Annotated in this window: 19 protein-coding genes; 5 read left to right on the plus strand and 14 right to left on the minus strand. The window is 69.1% G+C overall.

The annotated features are described in order from the left end of the window. Positions 1-32: 32 nt before the first annotated feature. The 3 genes from C0481_RS04875 to C0481_RS04885 form a co-directional block, all read right to left on the minus strand. The gene (locus tag C0481_RS04875) at positions 33-1094 is read right to left on the minus strand and encodes a DUF4167 domain-containing protein (RefSeq protein WP_293401227.1); all 1062 of its coding nucleotides are present in this window, start codon (positions 1092-1094) and stop codon (positions 33-35) included. Between the two features lie 249 nt (positions 1095-1343). Beyond that, a complete protein-coding gene (prmC, locus tag C0481_RS04880; RefSeq protein ID WP_293401229.1) occupies positions 1344-2213 on the minus strand; it encodes a peptide chain release factor N(5)-glutamine methyltransferase in 870 nt (289 codons plus the stop codon). After that, the gene (locus tag C0481_RS04885) at positions 2210-2986 is read right to left on the minus strand and encodes an MOSC N-terminal beta barrel domain-containing protein (protein ID WP_293401231.1); all 777 of its coding nucleotides are present in this window, start codon (positions 2984-2986) and stop codon (positions 2210-2212) included. The genes prmC and C0481_RS04885 overlap by 4 nt, the downstream gene beginning before the upstream one ends. 139 nt (positions 2987-3125) lie before the next feature. Between C0481_RS04885 and C0481_RS04890 the strand changes: the two genes are divergently transcribed. After that, entirely contained in the window at positions 3126-4325 is a 1200-nt protein-coding gene (locus C0481_RS04890; RefSeq protein ID WP_293401233.1) for a YihY/virulence factor BrkB family protein, read from the plus strand. A 9-nt stretch (positions 4326-4334) separates the two neighbouring features. Here the strand turns inward: C0481_RS04890 and prfA are convergent, their stop codons facing one another. The 8 genes from prfA to ptsP form a co-directional block, all read right to left on the minus strand. Next, positions 4335-5411 carry a peptide chain release factor 1 gene (gene prfA, locus C0481_RS04895; RefSeq protein WP_293401235.1) on the minus strand — a complete coding sequence of 359 codons (1077 nt, stop codon included), beginning with the start codon at positions 5409-5411 and terminating at the stop codon, positions 4335-4337. Between the two features lie 123 nt (positions 5412-5534). Then, complete coding sequence (locus C0481_RS04900) at positions 5535-5828, minus strand: hypothetical protein (protein WP_056021923.1); 294 nt, start codon at positions 5826-5828, stop codon at positions 5535-5537. A 120-nt stretch (positions 5829-5948) separates the two neighbouring features. Further along, a complete protein-coding gene (locus C0481_RS04905; protein WP_293401240.1) occupies positions 5949-6416 on the minus strand; it encodes a hypothetical protein in 468 nt (155 codons plus the stop codon). Between the two features lie 72 nt (positions 6417-6488). Further along, positions 6489-6944 carry a hypothetical protein gene (locus C0481_RS04910; RefSeq protein ID WP_293401242.1) on the minus strand — a complete coding sequence of 152 codons (456 nt, stop codon included), beginning with the start codon at positions 6942-6944 and terminating at the stop codon, positions 6489-6491. 87 nt (positions 6945-7031) lie between these two features. Continuing rightward, positions 7032-8174, minus strand: a complete 1143-nt coding sequence (ispG, locus tag C0481_RS04915) for a flavodoxin-dependent (E)-4-hydroxy-3-methylbut-2-enyl-diphosphate synthase (RefSeq protein WP_293401244.1) — start codon at positions 8172-8174, stop codon at positions 7032-7034. Between the two features lie 78 nt (positions 8175-8252). Continuing rightward, positions 8253-9041 (minus strand): TIGR00730 family Rossman fold protein, encoded by a 789-nt coding sequence (locus tag C0481_RS04920; RefSeq protein WP_293401246.1) that lies wholly within the window; start codon positions 9039-9041, stop codon positions 8253-8255. A 55-nt stretch (positions 9042-9096) separates the two neighbouring features. Next, positions 9097-10095: a helix-turn-helix transcriptional regulator gene (locus C0481_RS04925; protein ID WP_293401248.1), complete on the minus strand. Its 999-nt coding sequence runs from the start codon at positions 10093-10095 to the stop codon at positions 9097-9099. Between the two features lie 170 nt (positions 10096-10265). Next, entirely contained in the window at positions 10266-12524 is a 2259-nt protein-coding gene (ptsP, locus tag C0481_RS04930) for a phosphoenolpyruvate--protein phosphotransferase (protein ID WP_293401250.1), read from the minus strand. Between the two features lie 546 nt (positions 12525-13070). On the opposite strand from ptsP, the gene C0481_RS04935 reads away from it, so the two are divergent. The 3 genes from C0481_RS04935 to C0481_RS04945 all read left to right on the plus strand — a co-directional run bounded on the left by C0481_RS04935 (position 13071) and on the right by C0481_RS04945 (position 17478). Next, on the plus strand, positions 13071-14774 hold the full coding sequence (locus tag C0481_RS04935; protein WP_293401252.1) for a molecular chaperone HscC: 1704 nt from the start codon (positions 13071-13073) through the stop codon (positions 14772-14774). Continuing rightward, on the plus strand, positions 14771-15640 hold the full coding sequence (locus C0481_RS04940; protein ID WP_293401254.1) for a J domain-containing protein: 870 nt from the start codon (positions 14771-14773) through the stop codon (positions 15638-15640). Before C0481_RS04935 ends, C0481_RS04940 begins: the two co-directional genes overlap by 4 nt. Positions 15641-15747: 107 nt before the next feature. Next, on the plus strand, positions 15748-17478 hold the full coding sequence (locus C0481_RS04945) for an alpha/beta fold hydrolase (RefSeq protein WP_293401256.1): 1731 nt from the start codon (positions 15748-15750) through the stop codon (positions 17476-17478). Here C0481_RS04945 and C0481_RS04950 read toward each other — a convergent pair. Both C0481_RS04950 and C0481_RS04955 read right to left on the minus strand, forming a co-directional pair. Then, complete coding sequence (locus tag C0481_RS04950; protein WP_293401258.1) at positions 17475-18023, minus strand: GNAT family N-acetyltransferase; 549 nt, start codon at positions 18021-18023, stop codon at positions 17475-17477. The two genes, C0481_RS04945 and C0481_RS04950, sit on opposite strands and share 4 nt — an antisense overlap. Beyond that, positions 17996-18637 (minus strand): metalloregulator ArsR/SmtB family transcription factor, encoded by a 642-nt coding sequence (locus tag C0481_RS04955; RefSeq protein ID WP_293401260.1) that lies wholly within the window; start codon positions 18635-18637, stop codon positions 17996-17998. The genes C0481_RS04950 and C0481_RS04955 overlap by 28 nt, the downstream gene beginning before the upstream one ends. 71 nt (positions 18638-18708) lie before the next feature. Here C0481_RS04955 and C0481_RS04960 point away from each other — a divergent pair, with 71 nt between their 5' ends. Further along, positions 18709-20121, plus strand: a complete 1413-nt coding sequence (locus C0481_RS04960) for an MFS transporter (protein ID WP_293401262.1) — start codon at positions 18709-18711, stop codon at positions 20119-20121. Here the strand turns inward: C0481_RS04960 and C0481_RS04965 are convergent. After that, positions 20093-20656 carry a TetR/AcrR family transcriptional regulator gene (locus tag C0481_RS04965; protein WP_293401264.1) on the minus strand — a complete coding sequence of 188 codons (564 nt, stop codon included), beginning with the start codon at positions 20654-20656 and terminating at the stop codon, positions 20093-20095. The two genes, C0481_RS04960 and C0481_RS04965, sit on opposite strands and share 29 nt — an antisense overlap. Positions 20657-20697 lie beyond the last annotated feature (41 nt).

Consider the following 20697-nt stretch of genomic DNA (forward strand, 5'->3'; position numbering starts at 1 on the left):
GTTTATCGTTTCAGCGCCGGGGCGCTTGAGCCTTAGGCCTCTTCGGTCTCGTTCGAAGAAGCTTCTCCGCCTTCGAAGCTGCGCGGGGCGCGGCGGCGACGGGCCTTGGGCTTTTCTTCTCCCTCGGCGGCGGCGGGAGCCTCGGCCTTGGGAGCGCGGGGCGCGCGCGGGGCCTTCAGGAAGGCCGGAGCGTGGCTTTCACCGCCGTCCTCGTCGCGCAGCACGGGCGAAGCCTGCTGTTCGGTCGCCACCAGCGGCGCGGCCTTGGGTTCAACCACGGCCAGCGGATCGCGCTCGGGACGGTCTTGCCGTTCGGTCCGCTCGGCGCGGTCTGGGCGCTCGCTGCGATCCTCGCGGTCACGGCGGCCTTCGAAACGCTCACTGCGCGGCCGGTCGTCACGCTCGCGGCGATCTTCGCGCTCGGCACGGGGACGATCGTCACGGGGGCGATCGTCGCGGGGACGTTCGTCACGCGGCCGATCATCACGGGGCCGATCATCACGGGCGCGGTCGTCGCGCGGACGGTCGTCGCGGTCGCGATAGCGGTCGTTGCGGTCGCGGTTACGGCCTTCGAAGCGATCGTTCCGCTGGCGGTCGTCGCGGTCGCGGTTGCGGTCGTCGCGCTGACGATCCTGGCGATCGTCACGGTCGCGCCAGCGCTCGCCACGGGGCTGCTGGCCTTCGCCTTCGCCGCCCTCGGGGGCGTCAGCCGTCTCAGCAGCGGCCGCCGCCTCGGCTTCCGCCGCGGCCTGGGCGCCGCTCTCGTCCTCGAAGTCGATGTCGAGGCCGCCGGAATAGGTGTCGCGGCCGAGAATCTCGGCGGCGGGCTTGGTCGGCTGCATGGCGCGCACGGTGCGGAAGTAGTGCTCGGCGTGCTGCAGGTAATTTTCGGCCAGCACGCGGTCGCCGGACGACGACGCGTCTCGGGCGAGTTGCTGGTACTTCTCGAAAACGTGCTGGGCGTTGCCGCGCACCTTCACGCCGTCCGGGCCGTTGGAGTCGAAGGCCCGGTTCGCGTTCTGCTGCTGCGGCTTGCCGCCGCCGCCACCGCGATTGCGGCCGCGCTGGCGCTTCATACCCTTGAAATCTCTCATTCGCTGTGTCCGCCGCCGCCTCGGTCTTCGCCGGTGTGCGCGCGGTCTATCCTCTCGCCTTGATCGGGCCGTTCGCCCGTAAGTCCGTGTTGAAGACGTAAGTGTTCTCCGTCGTCCGCCCTGACCTTGAGGCGCGAGACACGCTAAGCCTGCGCGCCTGCCGGAGCGGGTGTCCGCCCTGTGATCCCAGGACGTCCTGAACCTCTAGCACCGGCGAATTGGGTGGAGACGAGATAAAGACTTAGCGATTCACTTGCGGGTTTCCAAGGGGTTTTTCACGCCCACAACGACGCGGTCGTTCGTGGACAAATCCTTGATCGTCCAGACTTCACTACCGCCTGCTTCATTGAACAGGGCCTCGACCTGGTCCTTTTGGTCGTAGCCGATCTCGACCGCGAAGAGCCCGCCGGGCTTCAGCACGCGCATGATCTCCGGCGCCAGGCGGCGATAGGCGTCCAGCCCGTCAACGCCGCCGTCCAGGGCCAGGCGCGGGTCGAAATGGCGCACCTCCGGCTCCAGCGTCTCGATGATCTCGCTGGCGATGTAGGGCGGGTTAGAGACGATGACGTCGAAGCTGGCGTCCTGCAGGCCGGCGGTCCAATCACCGCGGGCGAAGGCGACGCGGCCCGCCAGGCCGAGGTTGGAGGCGTTCTCGCGGGCCACGGCCAGGGCGTCATCGGAAATGTCGGTGGCCAGGCCCTTGGCGGCGGGGCGCTCGGCCAGGATCGACAGGATGATCGCGCCCGAGCCGACGCCCAGGTCGAGGATGTCGAAGGCCATCTGCTCGGGAAACTGCTTGAGCACGTAGTCGACGATGACCTCAGTCTCCGGCCGCGGGGTCAGGACGTCGGCGTTGACTGCCAGCATGACCTTCCAGAAGCCCTTGCGGCCGAGGATGTGGCTGACCGGCTCGCGGCGCTCGCGGCGCGAGACGTAGTCCTCCAGGCGTTCCGCCTGCTCAGGCGTCAGGGCGCGGTGCGGGTCGGTGACGATGTCGGCCCGGGTGGCGTCGGCCGCGGCCTCGACCAGCAGCCGTGCGTCGATCACCGGGCCCACCAGGCCGACGGCTTCCAGCCGAGACTTGGCCGACTGCCAGGCTTGCAGGAGGGTGATCGTCATGCAGTGGGCTCCAGGGACGGCATGGTGGCGGCGTCGCCGACCGTGATCCGCCCAGAATCGGTAACGTGGACATAGATGCCCAGGTTCATGTGCCCATAGTTGTCGAACAGCGCCTTGACCACATCCATGTCGCGCTCGGCGGTGTCCGGGTTCACGTGGGTGGCGGCGCAACGGACGATGGGCTTGAACACCTTGGCGCGGGCGAAGCCGATCATCAGCTCGCGGCCCTCCCACTCGTTCTCGACCCAGGCGGGCCAGCCCTCGACATAGAGGTTGCCGCGGAAGCGCAGCGGGTCCACGGGGCGGCCGATCTTGGCCTCGAGGTCGCGGACGCTGGCCATGTTGATGATCGAGACGTGGCCCAACGGGTGGTCCATGAACCGGTAGCCGGGCGCATCGAGCACCTTGAGCTCACCGCGGACTTCCTCACCAAGCAGAGCGGTCAGCCAGCCGGCGAAGGCGATGCGGCCGTCGGCCTGCTGCAGCGAGCCGCTGAAGTCCGGCTGGCCGTCCGCGGTGGCCGACAGAACGCCGCTCGCCTCGTCGTAGCGCGTGCGGGCCTTGGCCACCTCGGCGATGGCCATCAGCACCGTGAACTTCTGCTTGGGGATATAGGCCGGCGCGGCCGGGTCGAAGCCTGACGGGCCGTTCTCGATCGCGTAGAGCCGGTCGCAGGGGAACGGGCCGCCGGCGGTCAGTTCCGCATGGTCGAGGCGCTCGGGGGTGAAGCCCTTGACGGGGTGGCGGTAAAGCGCAGCGATGTGGCCGGTCATGTGCCCCTCGTCTTCCCGAGCGTTCGGCTGATGGGTTGTCTTCGCACAGTCGCGCCCGCGCCGGTAGCTGTCTGGCCAGGGGAACACTGGCAAGATCAGGGTGTTCCAGCCTGTCTGGCGCGGCGGAGAAAGGGTGCGGATGACGGATCAGAAGGAGCGATCGGCGTGGGACCGCGCCGTCGGGATCTTCTGGCGGGCCGCGCCGTGGGTCGGATTCATCGCCATGACCGAGCTCTGGCGGCGCAGCCGCCAGCATGTCGGCGGCGGGCTCAGCGTCGACGCCATCGCCACCCCCGCGGCCTTCGAGGCCGCCGAGCCGCGGCGCGGGCGCATCGCCCACGGGCCGCACGCCATCCCGCCGAAGGGCTGGAAGGACATCGCCTGGCGCACCTATCAGGAGATCGGTCGCGACCGTCTGCCCTCGGTGGCCGGCGGGGTGACGTTCTACACGCTGCTGGCGCTGTTCCCGGCGATGGGGGTGTTCGTCTCGCTCTATGGGTTGATCGCCGATGTGAGCGCCGTCCAGCAGCAACTCGACAGCCTGGCCACGGTGTTTCCGGCCGAGGTCATCGACATCGTCGGCCAGCAGATGATCCTGCTGGCCAGCCGCCCGTCGGCGACGCTGTCGGTGGCGTTCCTGGTCAGCCTGCTGCTGTCGGTGTGGTCGGCCAACGCCGGGATGAAGGCGCTCTTCGATGGTCTGAACGTCGCCTATGACGAGAAGGAGAAGCGTAACTTCTTCAACCGCACGCTGCTGACCTACCTGTTCACCTTTGGGGCGTTGCTGTTCCTGGTGGTGATGAGCGCGGTGCTGGTGGCCGCGCCGTTCGCCTTCGAACGCCTGGGACTGGAGGAGCTGGCCCTGATCTGGATCCCGCTGCGCTGGCTGATCCTGCTGGGCATCGCGGCCGGGGCGTTCGGCGTAATCTATCGCTACGCCCCCTGCAGGGCGCGGGCACGCTGGCGGTGGGTGAGCGTCGGGGCGGCCCTGGCGGCAGGGTTCTGGCTGGTGGGGTCGCTGGGCTTTTCCTGGTATCTCAACAACATCGCCCATTACGACGTGACTTATGGCTCGCTGGGCGCGGTGGTGGCGTTCATGACCTGGATCTGGTTTTCGGTCATGGTCGTGCTGCTGGGGGCCGAGATCAACGCCGAGATCGAGCACCAGACGGCGCTCGACACCACGAGCGGACCGGACAAGCCGATGGGCGAACGCGGCGCGGCCATGGCCGACAGCGTCGGCCTGGCCTTTCACCTGGACATTTCGAAGATCAAGGAGCGGGCGGTCAGCGACAGCCTGCGTCAGGCCGAGAAAGTCCGACGGGCGCTGCGGCGCTAGGCCGAGCGCTTAGTTGAACTCGTCTTCCAGCGCGGCCAGCCGGGCGGCCTGGTCCTCGGCGATTAGCGGCTTGATGACGTCGTCCAGCGCCTCGCCCTCCATCACCTTGGCCAGGTTGTAGAGCGTCAGGTTGATGCGGTGATCGGTCACCCGCCCCTGCGGGAAGTTGTAGGTGCGGATGCGCTCGGAACGGTCGCCCGAGCCCACCTGGCTCTTGCGGGCGTCGGCGCGGGCGGTGTCGAGGGCTTCGCGCTGCTGGTCGTAGAGCCGAGCCTGCAGCACCTTCATGGCGCGGGCGCGGTTCTGGTGCTGCGATTTCTCGGAGGAGGTCACCACGATGCCGGTCGGCAGGTGGGTGATGCGTACCGCCGAGTCGGTCTTGTTGACGTGCTGGCCGCCGGCGCCCGACGAGCGATAGGTGTCGATACGCAGGTCGGCGTCGCGGATCTCGATCTCGACGTCCTCGACCTCGGGCAGCACCGCAACGGTGGCGGCCGAGGTGTGGATGCGGCCGCCGGCCTCGGTTTCGGGCACGCGCTGGACGCGGTGCACGCCGCTTTCGAACTTCAGGCGGCCGAACACGCCGTCGCCGGTGATCGAGGCGATGATTTCCTTGTAACCGCCGACTTCGCCTTCCGAGACGCTGTCGATCTCGACGCGCCAGCCCTGGGTCTGGGCGTAGCGCTGGTACATGCGGAAGAGGTCGCCCGCGAACAGCGCGGCCTCGTCGCCGCCGGTGCCGGCGCGCACTTCCAGAATGGCCGAGGCGTTCTCGTCCTTGTCCTTGGGGGCGAGCAGCAGGGCGACCTCATGCTCCAGCCCGGGCAGGCGCTCATTCAGCTCGGCCAGTTCGTCCTGCGCCAGGGCGGCCATGTCGGGGTCGCCGGCCTTGGCCATCTCTTCAAGCTCGGGCAGTTCCTCGCGCGCCCGCGCCACGGCCAGGACGGCGTCGGCGACAGGCTTCAGCTCGGCGTGCTCCTTGGACAGCCGCACGATCTCGGCGCCGTCGGCGGCCGCGCCCATGCGCGCCTCGATCTCGCGGAAGCGGTCGAGGACCTGATCCAATCTGGCCTGGGGGAGACGCACGGAGTTCCAGTCGCTGCTGAACTAAAGGGGCGCTTTCTCTAACGCCCCCGCGCCGCGCCTCCAACGAAAAAGGCCCTCTCCGCGAGGAGAGGGCCCATCCGTCCGCCGGAGCGGAAAAACGTCTTAGACGCGCACGCCCGTGAGCGGAGCCGAGCCGAAGGCGCCCAGCTTCACGTTGCCGCTCATGGAGTCGCCGGCCACGGTGGCCGAGAACTCGAGGGTCATCGGCATCGGTTGGGTGATGGCGGTCGACCAGGTCAGGGTGTCGCCCGAAACCTTACCTTCGATGGCCTGCTCACCCATGCGGCCCTTGGTTTGGCCGGTGAAGGTGTCGCCGCTCGTGGTGATCGAGGCCTCGACCTCTTGAGCGCCCATCGGCGAATTGATGGTGATCTTCCAGTTGCCGTCAGCGGACATGATGTCCCTCCCTGGGGTTTAGGCGAGGCACCTAATCAAGGCTAAGGCGCGAGTGCAAGAGGTGACGCGGGCGTCATCTTTGACAATGTTCAATTTGAAATGCCGTTCGGGGACCGGCGTTCACGCGCTGAGCGGCGGAAGCTCCGGCTCGATGAGCTCGAACCCCACGGCGTGCAGCGCCCGGCCAAGCCCTTGGATGCGCTCGTAGAACTCTACCGCGGCGTCCATCATTTCGGGCGAGGTGAAGACCGCGGCCGGGGCGATCAGGCCGCCTGGGACGCGCTCGATGACGCCGAGCGAAATAAACGCCTCGACGTAGCGGTCGACGATTTCGCCTGGCGCGCCGATGGCCTTGCGCAGGGCGGCGTCGGTCATCGGCAGGCTGCCCTTGTCGGGGCCGATGCGGTGCAGGCCGGCATATCGTTCGTCGCCGAGCAGGTTCTCGCCGTTGGCGCTCCAGATGGTGGTGAACACCAGCAGCGCGAAGACGTCGCCGCCGTGCAGCTTGGCGAAGGAGCGAAGGGCGGCGAGGATCTCGAAAGTTCCGGTGCGGAGCACGGCGCGCCTGTTGTCGGCTGCTGCGTCCATGTTCGCCCCCCTTCGATTTGCGTTCGCCGAACGACCTATGCGAACCGCCGCCGCCCTGGTCAACTGTCCTGGTCAGTCGCCGAAGGAGAAACCGGCCGAGCGTAGCGAGGTGACCATTTGGACGACGCTTTCGTAAAGTTCGCTCGTGCCCTGGAGCATCTCGGGCTGCGTGAAGACCGCGGTCGGCACGACCAGCCTGCCTGACACCTCTTCCGCCAGGCCCTTGTCCAGCAGGCGCTTCACATAGGTCTGCAGAATGTCGTCGGGCATCGGCAGCGCGTGGCGCAGCTCGTCAAGGCTCGCCGGCTTGCGCAGGGCGTCAGGTGGAATGGACTTCAGCTGAACGTAGCGCGGGTCGCCGATCAGGTGACTGGAGTTGAGCACCCAGATCGCGGTGAACACGAAGTACTCGATGACGTCGCCGTCATGGACCTTGGCCATGGCGCCAGCGATCTTGGTCATCTCGGTGGCGACGATGCGAACGACGGCGCGGCGGGTGTCCGCTGGAACCGGAGAGAACGTAGTCAAATCAATACCCCAGAGCACTCATTATAAGGTCTAGGGCATTTCGCCGGGCGCGAATAGCGGCCCGACGCAGTTCGCATAACGTGTGATCTATTCCGCCGCCTGCAGCGCGGCCTGCTCGGCCTTGGCGAGCTCGGCGGCCTTGGCCTCGACCAGCTCGACGATGTGGTCGACCATCCGCGCGTTGTCCATCTTGTGATCCGGCTTTCCGGCCAGATAGACCATGCCCGCGCCCTTGCCGCCGCCGGTGAAGCCGACGTCGGTCATCAGCGCCTCACCCGGGCCGTTGACCACGCAGCCGATGATCGAGAGGCTCATCGGGGTCGCGATGTGGGCCAGGCGTTGCTCCAGGGCCTCGACGGTCGCGATGACGTTGAAGCCCTGCCGCGCGCAGGACGGGCAGGCGATGATGTTCACGCCGCGGTGCCGAAGGCCCAGCGACTTCAGGATGTCGAACCCGACCTTGATCTCTTCGACCGGGTCGGCCGCCAGGCTGACGCGGATGGTGTCGCCGATGCCGGCCCAGAGCAGCGCGCCCATGCCGATCGCGGACTTCACGGTGCCGGTGCGCAGGGCGCCGGCTTCGGTGATGCCGACGTGCAGCGGGCAGTCGATGGCCTCGGCCAGCTGCTGATAGGCGGCGACGGTCATGAAGGGGTCGGACGCCTTCACGCTGATCTTGAACTCGTGGAAGTCGTTGTCCTGCAGGATGCGCGCGTGATCGAGAGCGCTCTCGACCATGGCGGCGGGACAGGGCTCGCCGTACTTCTCCAGCAGGTGGGGTTCGAGGCTGCCCGCGTTGACGCCGATCCGCATCGAGCAGCCATGGTCGCGGGCCGCCTGGATGACTTCGCGCACGCGGTCGGGCGAGCCGATGTTGCCGGGATTGATCCGCAGGCAGGCCGCGCCAGCCTTGGCCGCCTCGATGCCCCGCTTGTAGTGGAAGTGGATGTCGGCCACGAGCGGGACCTTGGCCTCGCGGGCGATGGTCTTGAACGCCTCGGTGGAGTCGACATCGGGGCAGGAGACCCGGACGATGTCGGCGCCGGCTTCTTCCAGTTGGCGGATCTGATCGATCGTCGCCGCGGCGTCGGCCGTGAGCGTGTTGGTCATCGACTGGACCGTGATCGGGGCGTCGCCGCCCACCTCGACCTTGCCGACGCGAATCTTGCGCGAGACCCGGCGGTCGATGGCGCGCCAGGGACGGACGTGGGTGTGATCTTGCACGGTCATGGCCTCGAAAATAAGGGCTTCCAGGACAAAACGCGAGGCCGCGCCGCGCCGCAGTGCAGCGGCGGGCCCCGCATGGCGTCAGGTGATGTCCTCGCCGTGCTTGACCCCGCCGGCGACCAGCTGGGTCCAAACCTGTTCGGCGTTTTCGGCGAAGGTGAAGAGGTCGAGGTCGGAGGCCTTGATCATGCCCTCGGCGATCATGGCGTCGAAGTTGATCACCGAGCGCCAGTAGGCTTCGTCGAACAGGACGACGGGGATCTTGGGCGCCTTGTCAGTCTGGCGCAGGGTGAGGATCTCGAACAGCTCGTCCAGAGTGCCGAACCCACCCGGGAACACCACCAGCGCATTGGCGCGCATGGCCAGGTGCATCTTGCGCATGGCGAAGTAGTGAAAGCGGAAGGTCAGGTCTGGCGTCGAATAGGCGTTCGGCTCCTGCTCGAAGGGCAGGGTGATGTTGAACCCGACCGAAGGGGCGCCGGCGTCGACAGCGCCGCGATTGGCCGCCTCCATCACGCCGGGCCCGCCGCCAGTGGCGATGACATTGTCGCGGGGGCCGCCGTTGCTCAGCAGGGCCCCGCCGCGCTGCGACGCGATCTTGCCGAACTCGCGCGCCGCCGCGTACCAGGCGCCATGGCGGCCAGGGCCGTCCTCAGAGATGCGGGCGCTGCCGAACACGACGATGGTCGAGCGCACGCCCCACGCGCGCAGCGCCTCTTCGGCCTTGGCGTACTCCAGCAGAAAGCGGACTCCGCGCATGGAGTCGCCGAGCAGGAAGTCCTCGTCGAGCGCGGCCAGCCGATAGGAAGGCGAGGCCATCTGCGTGGCGTTGCCGGGATGGGCCTCGCTGTTCGTGACACCTGCGACCATGACTGAACCTCCGTACTGAATCGGAGGGCAACTTCGCCGAGACGGCGCCGCGAGGCTAGCCCGCAAGCTTCTCGGCGGCGATCGTGGGGGCCGGCATCAGGCCCTTGCTCTGGCCGCCGACGAACACCTGGAAGGCGGCCGGGTCGGTGACCTCGAGGGTCAGGCCCTTGAGGTTCGGGACGCGGTAAGCCTGGCCTGCCGACAGTTGGCGGGCGAAGTGGGCCGCTCCGCCGGCCCCGCGAACGATCAGCGAGGCACCTTTGCGGGCCTGGAGGGTGACCAGCGAGGCGGCAGGTTCGGCGCCGTAGACCGTTCCGCGGGCCACGAAGGTCGCGGGCAGGGGTTCGGTCGGCGCGGCGGGCTCGGCCTTGGGCGCGGCGGCTGCGGCCTTCTTGGCGGCGACGACGGCGTCGGACGACCCGCCCGCGGCGGTGGCTTCGGCCAGGCCGGGCGTTTCGTAGGGCGTCGGGGTGGTGGATTCGACCGGCGCCGGCAGCGGCGCGCCGAGCGCGACCGGGCCGGCGGGCGCACCGAGCTTGGCCTTGGCGATGGCGGCGGCCGGGGCGGTGTGCGGGGGCGGGGCCTCGGCGGTCATCGCGCGTTGGGCGACGTTCCAGAGCACGATCGCGGCGATCACCAGCATGCCGCCGCCGACGACCAGGGTCAGGCGCGGATCCTTGGATTCGACGACGCCGATCGGCGCGCGCAGGGCGGTGTCGTGGATCGGCTCGTCCCGGCGGAAGCGCTCGACCGCGGCGTCGCCGTCGAGGCCCAGGGCCGCGGCGTAGGCTCGGATGTAGCCGATGGTGAACGGGCGCGATGGCAGCTCGTCCAGCCGCATTTCTTCAATCGCCGCCAGGTAGCTGCGGCGAATTCGCGTGGAGTCGGCCAGTTCCTGGAGGTTGAGGCCGCGAAGTTCCCGGGCGGCCTTCAGCGCGGCGCCAATATCGGGTCCAACTTCGAGGGACGGCGTCAGGCCGCCGGCGCGGTTGGTCTCGCGATCACCGCCGTTACGCAAATCCAGACTGGTAACCCCGCCAGTATCGAGCGGCATGGCTACTTTGGCGCCTCTTGCTAGCGTTTACGATCTAAAGGCGAAGTCGCGCCCTGCCAGAGTTACAGTATAGATCTTAATATTAGGTTGTAAGTACCACCCTAGGCATTGAAATTCAATGCGCTAATGGGGCGTGGGGGTGCGACGCAGCGTCCCCCTGAGCGCGCTGCCTAGATCGCCAAATACAATTTTCGGGCGAGAGTTTCGATCTCGTTCCGGACCGATCCGGCGGAGGTCCGCAGCAGGGCGGTGACGCCGCGACGGGCGGCCTCACGGTCGCAGGACAGCACCATCTGCTTGACCGGACCGATGCCGGCCGGCGGCATCGACAGGCGGTCAAACCCAAGCGCCACAAGGGCGAACGCCTCCAGCGGGCGGCCGGCCATCTCGCCGCACACTGAGACGGGCGTGCCGGTTTCTTCGCAGGCCTTCTGGATCACCTCCAGCGCCCGCAGCGCCGGCGGCGAGAGGAAGTCGTAGCGGTCCGACACCCGCGGGTTCCCGCGGTCGGCGGCGAACAGGTATTGCATTAGGTCATTGGTGCCGACGCTGACGAAATCAGTCATCGGAAGCAAAGCATCAAGGTGCCAGACCACGGCCGGCGCTTCGATCATCGCCCCGACGTCGAGGCGCGAGGGGGCGGGGCGGCCGCGGCGCTGGGCCCAGGCGACCTCATGATCGACCAGGGCGCGGGCGGCGCGGAACTCGTCGACGCTGGCCACCAGCGGGAACATGATGCGCAGCGCGCGGCCGCGAGCCGCCGCGATCAGGGCGCGCAACTGCAGGCGCAGAAGGGCGGGGCGGTCCAGCCCCATGCGGATCGCGCGCCAACCGAGGGCGGGGTTCTCCTCGCGCTCGGCCTCAAGATAGGGCAGCACCTTGTCGCCGCCGAGGTCGAGGGTGCGGAAGGTGACAGGCCGATCGCCGGCGGCGTCCATCACCCGGCCGTAGAGCGCGGTCTGCGCGTTGAAGCGCGGCATCTCCTCGGCGACCATGAACTGGAACTCGGTGCGGAAGAGGCCGATGCCCTCGGCCCCGGTTTCGCCGAGGATGTCGAGGTCGACGTCCAGCCCCGCGTTCATCAGCAAGGTGACCTTGGCCCCGTCGCGGGTGAAGGCCGGGGTGTCGCGCAGCTTGGCGAACTCGGCGCGCCGCTGCAGGCGAACTTCGAGGCGGGCCTGCAGCGCCTTCACGACATCGACACGCGGGCGCAGGTAGGCCTCGCCGGTCTCGGCGTCGACGATGACCGGGTCGCCTTCCGAAACCTTGTCGCGCAGGCCTGGCAGGCGGCCGACGCAGGGAATGTCCAGCGCGCGGGCGACGATCGCCGCGTGGCTGGCCGAGGAGCCTTCTTCCAGCAGCAGTCCGGCCAGCTTGGTGCGGTCGTATTCGAGCAGGTCGGCGGGACCGAGGTTCCGGGCGATCAGGATGGCGTTCTCGGGCAGCTCGCGCGCGGTGTGGCCGTCGCCCGACAGGTGGCGCAGCAGCCGGTCGGCCAGATCTTCGAAGTCGTGCAGTCGCTCGCGCAGATACGGATCGCGGGCCTGGCCCAGGCGGGCGCGGTGCTCGGAGCGCACCCGCTCGACCGCGGCCTCGGCGGTGAGGCCGTTGCGGACCGCGTCCTCCAGGCTGCGGTTCCAGCCGCGGTCATGGGCGAACATCTTGTAGGTCTCGAGCACCTCGTAGGAGGCGTCGACCAGGCCGTGCTCGCCGGTGAGCATGTCGTCGATCTGGGCCTGCAGACCGACGATCGCGGTCTTCAGACGGGCCTCCTCAGCCACCACGTCCTCGGCCAGCAACTGTGAGGGAGCGACCGGGGGTTCGTGCAGCACCGCCACGCCCAGGGCCAGGCCGTCGGCGAATTTCGAGCCGATCAGCCGCTCGGGCCGGTGCGGCGCGATCTCGACGCCTTTGAGTTCGCCCTCCAGCTCGCTGCCGGCGACCATTTCGGCCAGCACCATGGCGACGATCTGCAGGTCCTCGACCTCGTCGTCGGTATAGACCCGCTCGGTGCGGTTCTGGACGACCAGCACGCCGATCGCGCGGCCGCCGCGCAGCAGCGGCACGCCCATGAAGGCGTGGAACGGGTCTTCGCCGGTTTCGGGGCGGTAGGAGAAGGCCGGATGGTTGGGCGCGTCAGACAGGTTGAGCGGTCGGCCCAGGCGCATGATCTCGCCGACCAGGCCCTCGCCGGGCTTCATGCGGGTGACGTGCACGGCGCCAGGGTCCAGGCCCTCGGTGGCGAACAGCTCCATGTCGCCGCTGGCGCGGCGCATGTAGAGCGAGCAGACCTCGGCGACCATCGAGCGGGCGATGATCCGCACGACGACGTCCAGACGCGACTGGGCCGGCCCGCCGGAGGCGAGTGCTTCGCGAATCTGCCGCAGCAGACTGCGTTGTCCCCGAACCGCGATACCGGGCATGGCCATCGGGTGAGTTTCGCTCCCTTTTCCCTAATCGCCTCCTAGCAGCTTTGCGCGTCGGAACGGAGACGAAAACAGGGCGGCGCAACTTTGTGAGCGCGGCAGTGCAAGGCGCGCAGGACGCGGCCTGCGCCAGGAGGGGGTTTGCCGAATTTGCGCGCAGCGGCGCCGCTGCGCGCGGCGGCCCCGTTAAAGGCGCGATGCCGATCGAATGTTCGCTGTAAACATTGGCGCCGCCTGGGCCTGGAGCCAACGCCACCCAGATCAGGAAGCCGCGTGAAATCAGTCCGGCCGTCGGCGCGGCGCCTAAAAACAAGGCGTTGACCTGAGCCAGCTGGATGATAGCGGCGTCGGGGTTCGCTGCACCGCTTTCGAGCTGAGACGCCCGCGAGCCGAAAAATACAACCAGCGCAGTGCCATGCGTTTCCCCGCCGCATGCCCGGCATCATACTGGAGCTTGATTGAAGCCTTCGCCCGTTCTTGTGGCGCGGGGCGCGTCGGGGGCGCGGGGAGCAGGAGTACGCGGCCCGGCGGCGAGCGCGGAGTGCGGCGGTGATTGTCGGCATCGACCTGGGGACCACCAATTCGGCGATCGGCGTCTGGCGTGACGGCGAGGCGCAGCTCATCCCCAATAGCCTGGGCCAGTTCCTGACCCCGTCGGCGGTCGGCATCGCCGACGACGGCACCGTGCTGGTCGGCATGGCCGCGCGCGAGCGGCAATCAACGCACCCGAATGACACGGCCACGGCGTTCAAGCGCTACATGGGCAGTCAGAAGCAGACGCGGCTGGGCCAGCGCGAGTTTCTGCCCGAGGAGCTGTCGGCGCTCGTGCTGCGCGCGCTGAAGGCGGACGCCGAAGCTTTCCTGGGCGAGCCTGTCACCGAAGCGGTGATCGCGGTGCCGGCCTACTTCAACGACAAGCAGCGCAAGGCCACGCGACGGGCGGGCGAACTCGCGGGCTTCAAGGTCGAGCGGCTGATCAACGAGCCGACGGCGGCGGCGCTCGCCTACGGCATCGGCGAGCGCGGCGATGAGGTCCGGTTCCTGGTGTTCGACCTCGGCGGCGGCACCTTCGACGTCTCGGTGCTCGAACTCTTCGACGGGGTTGTGGAGGTGCGCGCCTCGGCCGGCGACAACCGGCTGGGCGGCGAGGATTTCAACGACCTGCTGGTCGACATGTTGCGGCGGCGCTTCGAGGCTAAGTGGGGCGAGGCCGGACGGGACGACGCGGCGCTGCACCAGCGCCTGCGCGCGGCGGCCGAGCGCGGACGGCGCGAGTTGTCGGAGAAGCCGAGCGCCACGTTGTCGGTGGTCTGGAAGGGCCAGGCCTACGAGCACGAGGTGACGGCCGAGGCTCTGGAGATGGCGGCCGAGGGCCTGCTGAGCCGTCTGCGCGATCCGGTGTTGCGCTCGCTGCGTGACAGCGACCTGAGGATCGGCGCGCTTGACGAGATCGTGCTGGTCGGCGGCGCGACCCGGATGCCGATGGTCCGCAGGGCCGTGACGCGGATGTTCGGCCGTTTCCCGGCCGCTTCGATCAATGTGGACGAGGCGATCGCCCGCGGCGCGGCGGTGCAGGCAGGCCTGAAGGCGCGGGATGCGGCGCTGAACGAGGTCGTGCTGACCGACGTCTGCCCCTATTCGCTGGGCGTGGACGTGGGCGAGCACGGCCCCAACGGTCAGATCCGCACGGGCCTGTTCTCCCCGGTCATCGAGCGCAACACGACCATTCCGGCCAGCCGCGTGGAGTCGTTCCGCACCCTGCGGGCGGGGCAGCGTCAGATCGAGTTCGGCGTCTATCAAGGCGAGGCGCGCTGGGTCGCAGAGAACGTCAAACTCGGCGACATCGTGATCCCGATCCCGGCGCGGCCGGCCGGGGAGATCGAGGTGAAGTGCCGGTTCACCTACGACATCAACGGGCTGCTGGAGGTCGACGTCGAGGTGCCGCTGACCGGCGAGCGGCGGCAACTGGTCATCGTCGACGAGGACAACACCGACGAGGCCGACGTGGCGACGCGCCGCGCCGAGCTCGCCCAGCTCAAGGTGCATCCGCGGGACGAAGCCTCCAACCGTGCGGCGATGGCGCGGGCCGGCCGCTGCTACGAAGACTTCATCGGCGAACGTCGCGACTACGTCGCGCGGCTGATCGGCCAGTTCGAAAGTGTACTGGACCGCCAGGATCCGCGGTCGGCGATCCTGGCGCGCAGCGAACTGCTGGCGGCGCTGGACCAGCTGGAAGGCGAAAGCTTCCTGTGAGCGGACTGTCGATCTGGGAGGTCCTCGGCCAGCCTCCGACCGACGACCAGCGGGCCATCAAGCGCGCCTACGCCCAACAGCTGAAGCGCACGCATCCGGAGGACGACGCCGCCGGTTTCCAGCTCCTGCGACAAGCATACGAGCGGGCGACGTCGATCGCCGCGCACGCGGCGGCTCGCGCGCACGCGGCCGAGCCCGCCCAGGAGTCGCATCCCGAGCCGCAAGCCGAGGTCGTCGAAGCGTGCGCGCCCGAGAAGGATCCCCACGAGGCGCACTGGCGCATCTGCGGACGGCTTGAGCAGCTGCTGGCCATGGAGCACGTCGATCCCGCCGCGATGACGGCGGCGCTCGAGGCGGTGCTGCAGACTGAGTCGATGGAGAACCTGGAGATCTTCGCCGACACCGAGGTGGGACTGGCGCGGGTGCTGCTGCATTTCGCCCCGCGCGGCGACCTGTTGCTGCCAAGGGCGATCGAGCACTTCGGCTGGTACGATCAGGAGGACCGCTGGGATCTGTCGCCCGAGATCCGGGGCGTGTTGTCGCGCGAGCGGGCGCTGGCCGTCATGACGCGGCTGAGCGACCGCCGCCACCAGCATCATGTCGGCTACATGACCTTGTGCGCCGGACCGTTGGAGACGATGGGGTTCTGGCGCCGGCTGCGGCTGGGCCGCCGCCATCGTCCGGTAGCCGCCTTTCTCAACTTCGCCGTCGGTCAGGCGCCCGGCGTGCTGCACATGCTCGACCAGGATGTGGTCGAGGCCTGGGATCGGCGGATCGCCCGGCGCGAGAAGACGCGGCAGGCCCGCACGACGTTCTGGGTGTTCGGCGCCTTCCTTGCGGTGGTGCTGCTGATGGCGCGCTGGTGACGATCCCGGTCACCTTTTCAAAGCCTGAAGGTTGACGCTCGGCAGGCGATTGCCTGATCGCCGCGGTCGCGCCCATAGTCGTCGCATAACAATGTTCGGGGTGGGCGATGGGTAAGGCATGGCTGGGGCTGGTCGGCGGCCTGGCGGTGATCCTGACGGGCGCGCTGCTGGCCTGGCTGGTGCAGACGGCGGGCGGGGTGAGCGTGCGCGACGTGCGCTTCGCCGGCGACCGCGGAACCACGCTGTCGGCCCTGGTCTACACGCCGAAGTCCGCCACGCCGGAGCGCCCGGCGCCTGGGGTGCTGCTGAGCCATGGCTACATCAACACCCGCGAAATGCAGTCGGCCTTCGCCATTGAGCTGGCGCGGCGCGGCTTCGTCGTGGTGGCGATCGACCAGCCGGGCCACGGCTATTCCGACGCCATCGTCGGGGCCAACGACTTCGGCGGGCCGGCGGCGCTGCGCTACCTGGAGAGCCTGCCGCAGGTCGACAGGGCCAATATCGGCTTGGCCGGACACAGTCTTGGCGGTGGGCCGGTGGTCGGCGCGGCGGCGTCCGATCCTGACGGCTATCGCGCGGCGGTGCTGGTCGGATCGACCCCGGCGATCGGGGCGGTGTTCGGCTCCAAGGCCAAGGCCGACCTGCGCAACCTGGCGCTGGTGTTCGGCGGGTACGACGAGTTCGCCGAGTTGATGTGGCAGGTCCCGCGCGGCTTCGACGTTCCGCGCTCGCGGGCCCTGCAGGCGCTGTTCAGGACCGCCGAACCCATCGTTCCTGGCCGGGTCTATGGCGACATCGGCGCAGGGACGGCGCATGTGCTGCACGTGCCGCCGGTCACCCATCCTTGGGAGCATTTCTCGTCGGGGGGCGTCGCGCCGACCGTCGACTGGTTCCAGCGCACGCTGGACGGCGAGGCGCGGCCGTTGCCGCCGGGCGACCAGATCTGGTTCTGGAAGGAGCTGGGAACCCTCATCGCCTTCGCCGGGATGGCGGCGGTGCTGCTGGCGACCTTCGAGATCCTGCTCAGCGTGCGCTGGCTGCATCGGCTGGACCGCCGCCCGCAGCCGTTGGCGCCGCTCGCGTCCGGCCGGGACGGACGCTGGTGGCTGTTCTTCGCAGTGACCGCCGCCCTGCCGGCGATCACCTACTTCCCGCTGATGAAGCTCGGCATGCTGTTCCTGCCGATGCCGCTCTATCCGCAGTGGATCACCAATCAACTGCTGGTCTGGGCGCTGGGCGGAGCGGCCCTGACCCTGGCGATCGGGCTGGCGACCAAGGCGCCGAAGCCGGCCGTCGCAGCCGACTGGCCGCGGTCGGCGGCGATCGCGCTGCTGACGGTCGCAGCGGGCTATCTGACGCTCGCGGTCGTGGCGCGGGTGCTGAACGTCGACTACCGCTTCTGGGTCGTGGGGCTGAAGCCGCTGGACCTGCGCCATCTGGGCTTCGCCCTGGCCTACTTGCCGCTGTGGACCGTGTTCTTCGTGATCGCGCTGCGCGGGCTGCATGGACGGCTGGCGGTGGCGGGCGAGGGGCGCTGGACGCATTACATCGCCGGCATGGCCGCGATGTCGCTCGGCTTCGTGGTGCTGCTGGCGATCCAGTACGGGGCGCTGTTCCTGACCGGCCGGCTGGCCATGGCCGAACCGCTGAACACCATCATCGCCATCCAGTTCGTACCGCTGCTGGCGCTGGTCGGGGTGGTTTCGGTGTTCACCTGGCGGCGCACCGGCAGCCACCTGCCGGGCGCGCTGATCTGCGCCTTGCTGCTGGCCTGGTACGTCAGCGCCGGCACGGCGACCCACTGGTCGCCGAGCTTCCAGCTGCCGATGCCGGGCTAAGGCCGCGCGACCCGCTTGGCCATCAGCAGGTCGGGCCGGCCAAAGCCGTTGGCGTCGGGCACCACGCCTACCGCCTCGTAGCCGAGCTTTCGGTAGAAGAAGAACGGGTGGCCGCTGGTCGGGGTGATCTGGGCCAGCTTGGCCAGGGCGTCGGGGAAGATGTCGGCGCCGAACAGGCTGGTGCCGCCGAATTCGTCGTCGGTGCCGAGATAGACCGTCAGCTTGCCCATGGCCGCCGCGCGGGCCTCCAGCGCCGCGGTCAGCGCCGCGCCGACGCCCTTGCCGTGGTGGCGGGGATCGACGGCCAGCGGATGTAGTTCGGCCGCGTGGCTGTAGGTGTCGATGCCGCCGATCACGCCCAGCACGGCCTCGCCCTCCAACGCGGCGATGGCGAAGCGTTCCGGTACGGTGAGGAAGGTCTCGACCTCGGCCTCGGCCTCGCCGTCCTCCTGATAGGCCGGAATGTGGGCGAAGGCCTCGCGCAGGATACGCGCGCACTCGGCGCGCTGGGCGGCGTTCAGGTGTTCGAAGGCGACGAGGTCCATGGCGTGACACGGTACGCGCACCGCCGGGCTCCCGCCAGGATGTGGTCGGTGCGCTCGACGCCGGCCGGCGCGAGCATGGCCCGGAACAGCGCCAGCTCCGATCGGCAGAAGCCCTGGCAGGCGCTGGCCGCCGCGCAAATCGGGCAGTGGTTCTCGATCAGCAGGTAGCCGCCCTCGGCCAGCGGCGTCCACTCGGCCATGTAGCCCTCGGCGGCGCGCACCGCGGCCAGGCGTTCCAGCTTCTGCTCGAGGCTGTCGGCGGCGCCGAGCGCCCGGCGATATCCGACTTCGACGGCCCGTTCACGCCGGCTGACCAGGCGGTCCAGGCCTTCCTCGCCAAACTCGCTGCGGACCGCCTCCAGCAATTCGACGGTCAGTTGGGCGTGGGTGTTGGGGAAGCGCTCGTTGCCGAGGGCGCTGAGCGACCAGGAGCGTCGCGGCCGCCCCACGCCCATGCGTTCGGTGACATGCTCGACCAGCCCTTCGGACTGGAGTTTTTCCATTTGCAGACGGGCGGCCTGGCGGGTGACACCCATGGCCTCGGCGATCGCCTTGGTCTGGGCCGGGCCCTTGCTCTTCAGCAGCAGGAGGATCTGGTCGGATGTGCTGTGCATTTGACAAATAGATGATTGCAAAACCCGCGCGCCGGGTCTAGCGCCTAATATGTAAAGTTGGAGATTGTCAAATGGCTGCTGCGGCGCGCGCGGACGGAAGTTGGGCCGATGTGGTGGGTGAGGGGCGCCTGCCGCGCTTCGTTCTGATCTGCCTGGGCGTGTGGATCAGCGCCGCCGACTCGATGGTCACGGCCACGATTATGCCCAGCGTGGGGGCCGACCTTGGCGGCTACGCCTATTTCGGCTGGGCGACGGCGGGATTTCTGCTCGGATCGGTGCTGGCGGGGGCGAGCTCGGGTCTGCTCGGCCTGCGCTTTGGCCTGCGACGGGCGACGGCCGCCGCCGCGGTGCTTTACGCGGTCGGCTGCGCGCTCAGCGCCGGCGGCCCCGACATCGCCAGCTTCCTGATCGGCCGGGTGCTGCAGGGCCTGGGCGGCGGCTGGGTGGTCGGGTTCTGCTCGGTGGCCATCGGGCTGATGTTTCCCGACCGGCTGCTGCCGCGGGTCTATGCGACGATCACCGCGATCTGGGGCGTGGCCAGCCTGCTCGGCCCGCTGATCGGCGGGATCTTCGCCGACCTTGGCGCGTGGCGCTGGGTGTTCTGGCTGTTCGCCATCCAAGGCGCTGGGGTGGCCTGGGCCGCCTACGTGATGTTGCCCAGCGACCGCGGCGACGAGGGCGCCAAGGTCGCCTGGCCGCAACTGGGCCTGATCGCGGCCGGGGTGATGGCCATTGGCTTGGCCGACATGGCCCGCGACTTCCTTCGCTCGGGTCTGCTGACGGCGCTGGGCTGCGCCTTGCTGGCCTTCACGGTCTGGTTCGACGAGCGGGCGCGCACGCGGTTGCTGCCGAAAGGAGCGAGCGACATGACCACCATTCCGGGGGCGGGCTTCGCCGCGATGTTCCTGCTCACCGTCGCCTCGATGGGATTTGCGATCTACGGCCCGGCGATCCTGCAGAAGCTGGCTGGGCTGTCGGCGCTGGAAGCCGGCTACGTGATCGCTGGCGAGGCGGCGGCCTGGACGGTGATGGGCCTGATGGTGGCGCACCTGACCGGCGCCTGGCCGCAGCGGATGATCCGGCTGGGGGCGATCGTCGCCACCCTGGGCGTCGCGTTCGCGGCCTTGACCATGCCGTCGGCCTCGATCGTCGGCGTGGTGGTCGCCGGGCTGTTCCTGGGCGGCGGCTTTGGTCTGTCCTGGGCGTTCATGAGTCAGCGCATCCTGGCTTCGCTGCCGGAGGGCGACGAGCGGGCGATCGGGGCGGCGGCCATGACCACGGTGCGGCTGACCGGCTCGGCTGTGGGCGCGGCGGCGGCCGGGGCGGTCGCCAATCTGGTCGGCTTCTCGGAGGGGCTGAGCGAGGCCAGCGCCAGGTCGGCAGGGCTGTGGGTGTTCGTCGCGGTGCTGCCGCTGGCGGTCGCCGGCGTCTGGGCGGCGTTCGGCCTGACCTCGGCTAAGGCTGGCGAAGCGCGCCCAGCATGATGCGCGACAGGGCCGCGATCGCCTCGTCGCGGCTCATCCGCCCAGCGGCGGCGGCCTGCGATAGGATGTCCGCAGCGCCGATCACGCCCAGCAGGACGGCGCGTCCCGCGGGTCCGGGCAATGGCGCATAACGGGCGAGCGCGGCCAGGTATTGGTCGACATAGCCCTCGCGCAGGGCCTGGCGGAAATCGTCCATCTCCTCGCTGGCCGACAGGGCCGCGGCGATGGCGCCGAACTCCGGTCCGGCCTGCAGCACGCAATCGACATAGGCGGCGCTGAGGATCGCGACGACGTCCTCCAGCGTCCGCGTCTGGGCGGCGAGGGCGGCCTCGACCGCCTGCGCCTGGCGGGCGTCGAAATGGCGATAGAGCGCGATCAGCAGCCCGGCCCGGGTGCCGAAATGCTCGTAGGCGATGGGCTTGGTGACGCCGGCCTGTTCGGCCAGCCGGGCCAGGGTGAGCGCATCGGTGCCCTCGGCGCGGACGATCGCCGCCGCTGTCTCCAGAAGCTGGTTGCGCCGCTGATCGCGCGGCATCCGCCTGCTCGACACGCCTGTCCTTTCACGCCGCTTGACAG

The organism is Phenylobacterium sp. (assembly GCF_013822795.1).
Taxonomy (GTDB): Bacteria; Pseudomonadota; Alphaproteobacteria; order Caulobacterales; family Caulobacteraceae; genus Phenylobacterium.

What these genes read in the sequence shown, in the direction of transcription:
- C0481_RS04875 (WP_293401227.1), bottom strand. Translation starts at nt 1,094, where the DNA reads ATGAGAGATTTCAAGGGTATGAAGCGCCAGCGCGGCCGCAATCGCGGT.
- prmC (WP_293401229.1), bottom strand. Translation starts at nt 2,213, where the DNA reads ATGACGATCACCCTCCTGCAAGCCTGGCAGTCGGCCAAGTCTCGGCTG.
- C0481_RS04885 (WP_293401231.1), bottom strand. Translation starts at nt 2,986, where the DNA reads ATGACCGGCCACATCGCTGCGCTTTACCGCCACCCCGTCAAGGGCTTC.
- C0481_RS04890 (WP_293401233.1), top strand. Translation starts at nt 3,126, where the DNA reads ATGACGGATCAGAAGGAGCGATCGGCGTGGGACCGCGCCGTCGGGATC.
- C0481_RS04900 (WP_056021923.1), bottom strand. Translation starts at nt 5,828, where the DNA reads ATGTCCGCTGACGGCAACTGGAAGATCACCATCAATTCGCCGATGGGC.
- C0481_RS04905 (WP_293401240.1), bottom strand. Translation starts at nt 6,416, where the DNA reads ATGGACGCAGCAGCCGACAACAGGCGCGCCGTGCTCCGCACCGGAACT.
- ispG (WP_293401244.1), bottom strand. Translation starts at nt 8,174, where the DNA reads ATGACCGTGCAAGATCACACCCACGTCCGTCCCTGGCGCGCCATCGAC.
- C0481_RS04920 (WP_293401246.1), bottom strand. Translation starts at nt 9,041, where the DNA reads ATGGTCGCAGGTGTCACGAACAGCGAGGCCCATCCCGGCAACGCCACG.
- C0481_RS04925 (WP_293401248.1), bottom strand. Translation starts at nt 10,095, where the DNA reads ATGCCGCTCGATACTGGCGGGGTTACCAGTCTGGATTTGCGTAACGGC.
- ptsP (WP_293401250.1), bottom strand. Translation starts at nt 12,524, where the DNA reads ATGGCCATGCCCGGTATCGCGGTTCGGGGACAACGCAGTCTGCTGCGG.
- C0481_RS04945 (WP_293401256.1), top strand. Translation starts at nt 15,748, where the DNA reads ATGGGTAAGGCATGGCTGGGGCTGGTCGGCGGCCTGGCGGTGATCCTG.
- C0481_RS04950 (WP_293401258.1), bottom strand. Translation starts at nt 18,023, where the DNA reads ATGGACCTCGTCGCCTTCGAACACCTGAACGCCGCCCAGCGCGCCGAG.
- C0481_RS04955 (WP_293401260.1), bottom strand. Translation starts at nt 18,637, where the DNA reads ATGCACAGCACATCCGACCAGATCCTCCTGCTGCTGAAGAGCAAGGGC.
- C0481_RS04960 (WP_293401262.1), top strand. Translation starts at nt 18,709, where the DNA reads ATGGCTGCTGCGGCGCGCGCGGACGGAAGTTGGGCCGATGTGGTGGGT.
- C0481_RS04965 (WP_293401264.1), bottom strand. Translation starts at nt 20,656, where the DNA reads ATGCCGCGCGATCAGCGGCGCAACCAGCTTCTGGAGACAGCGGCGGCG.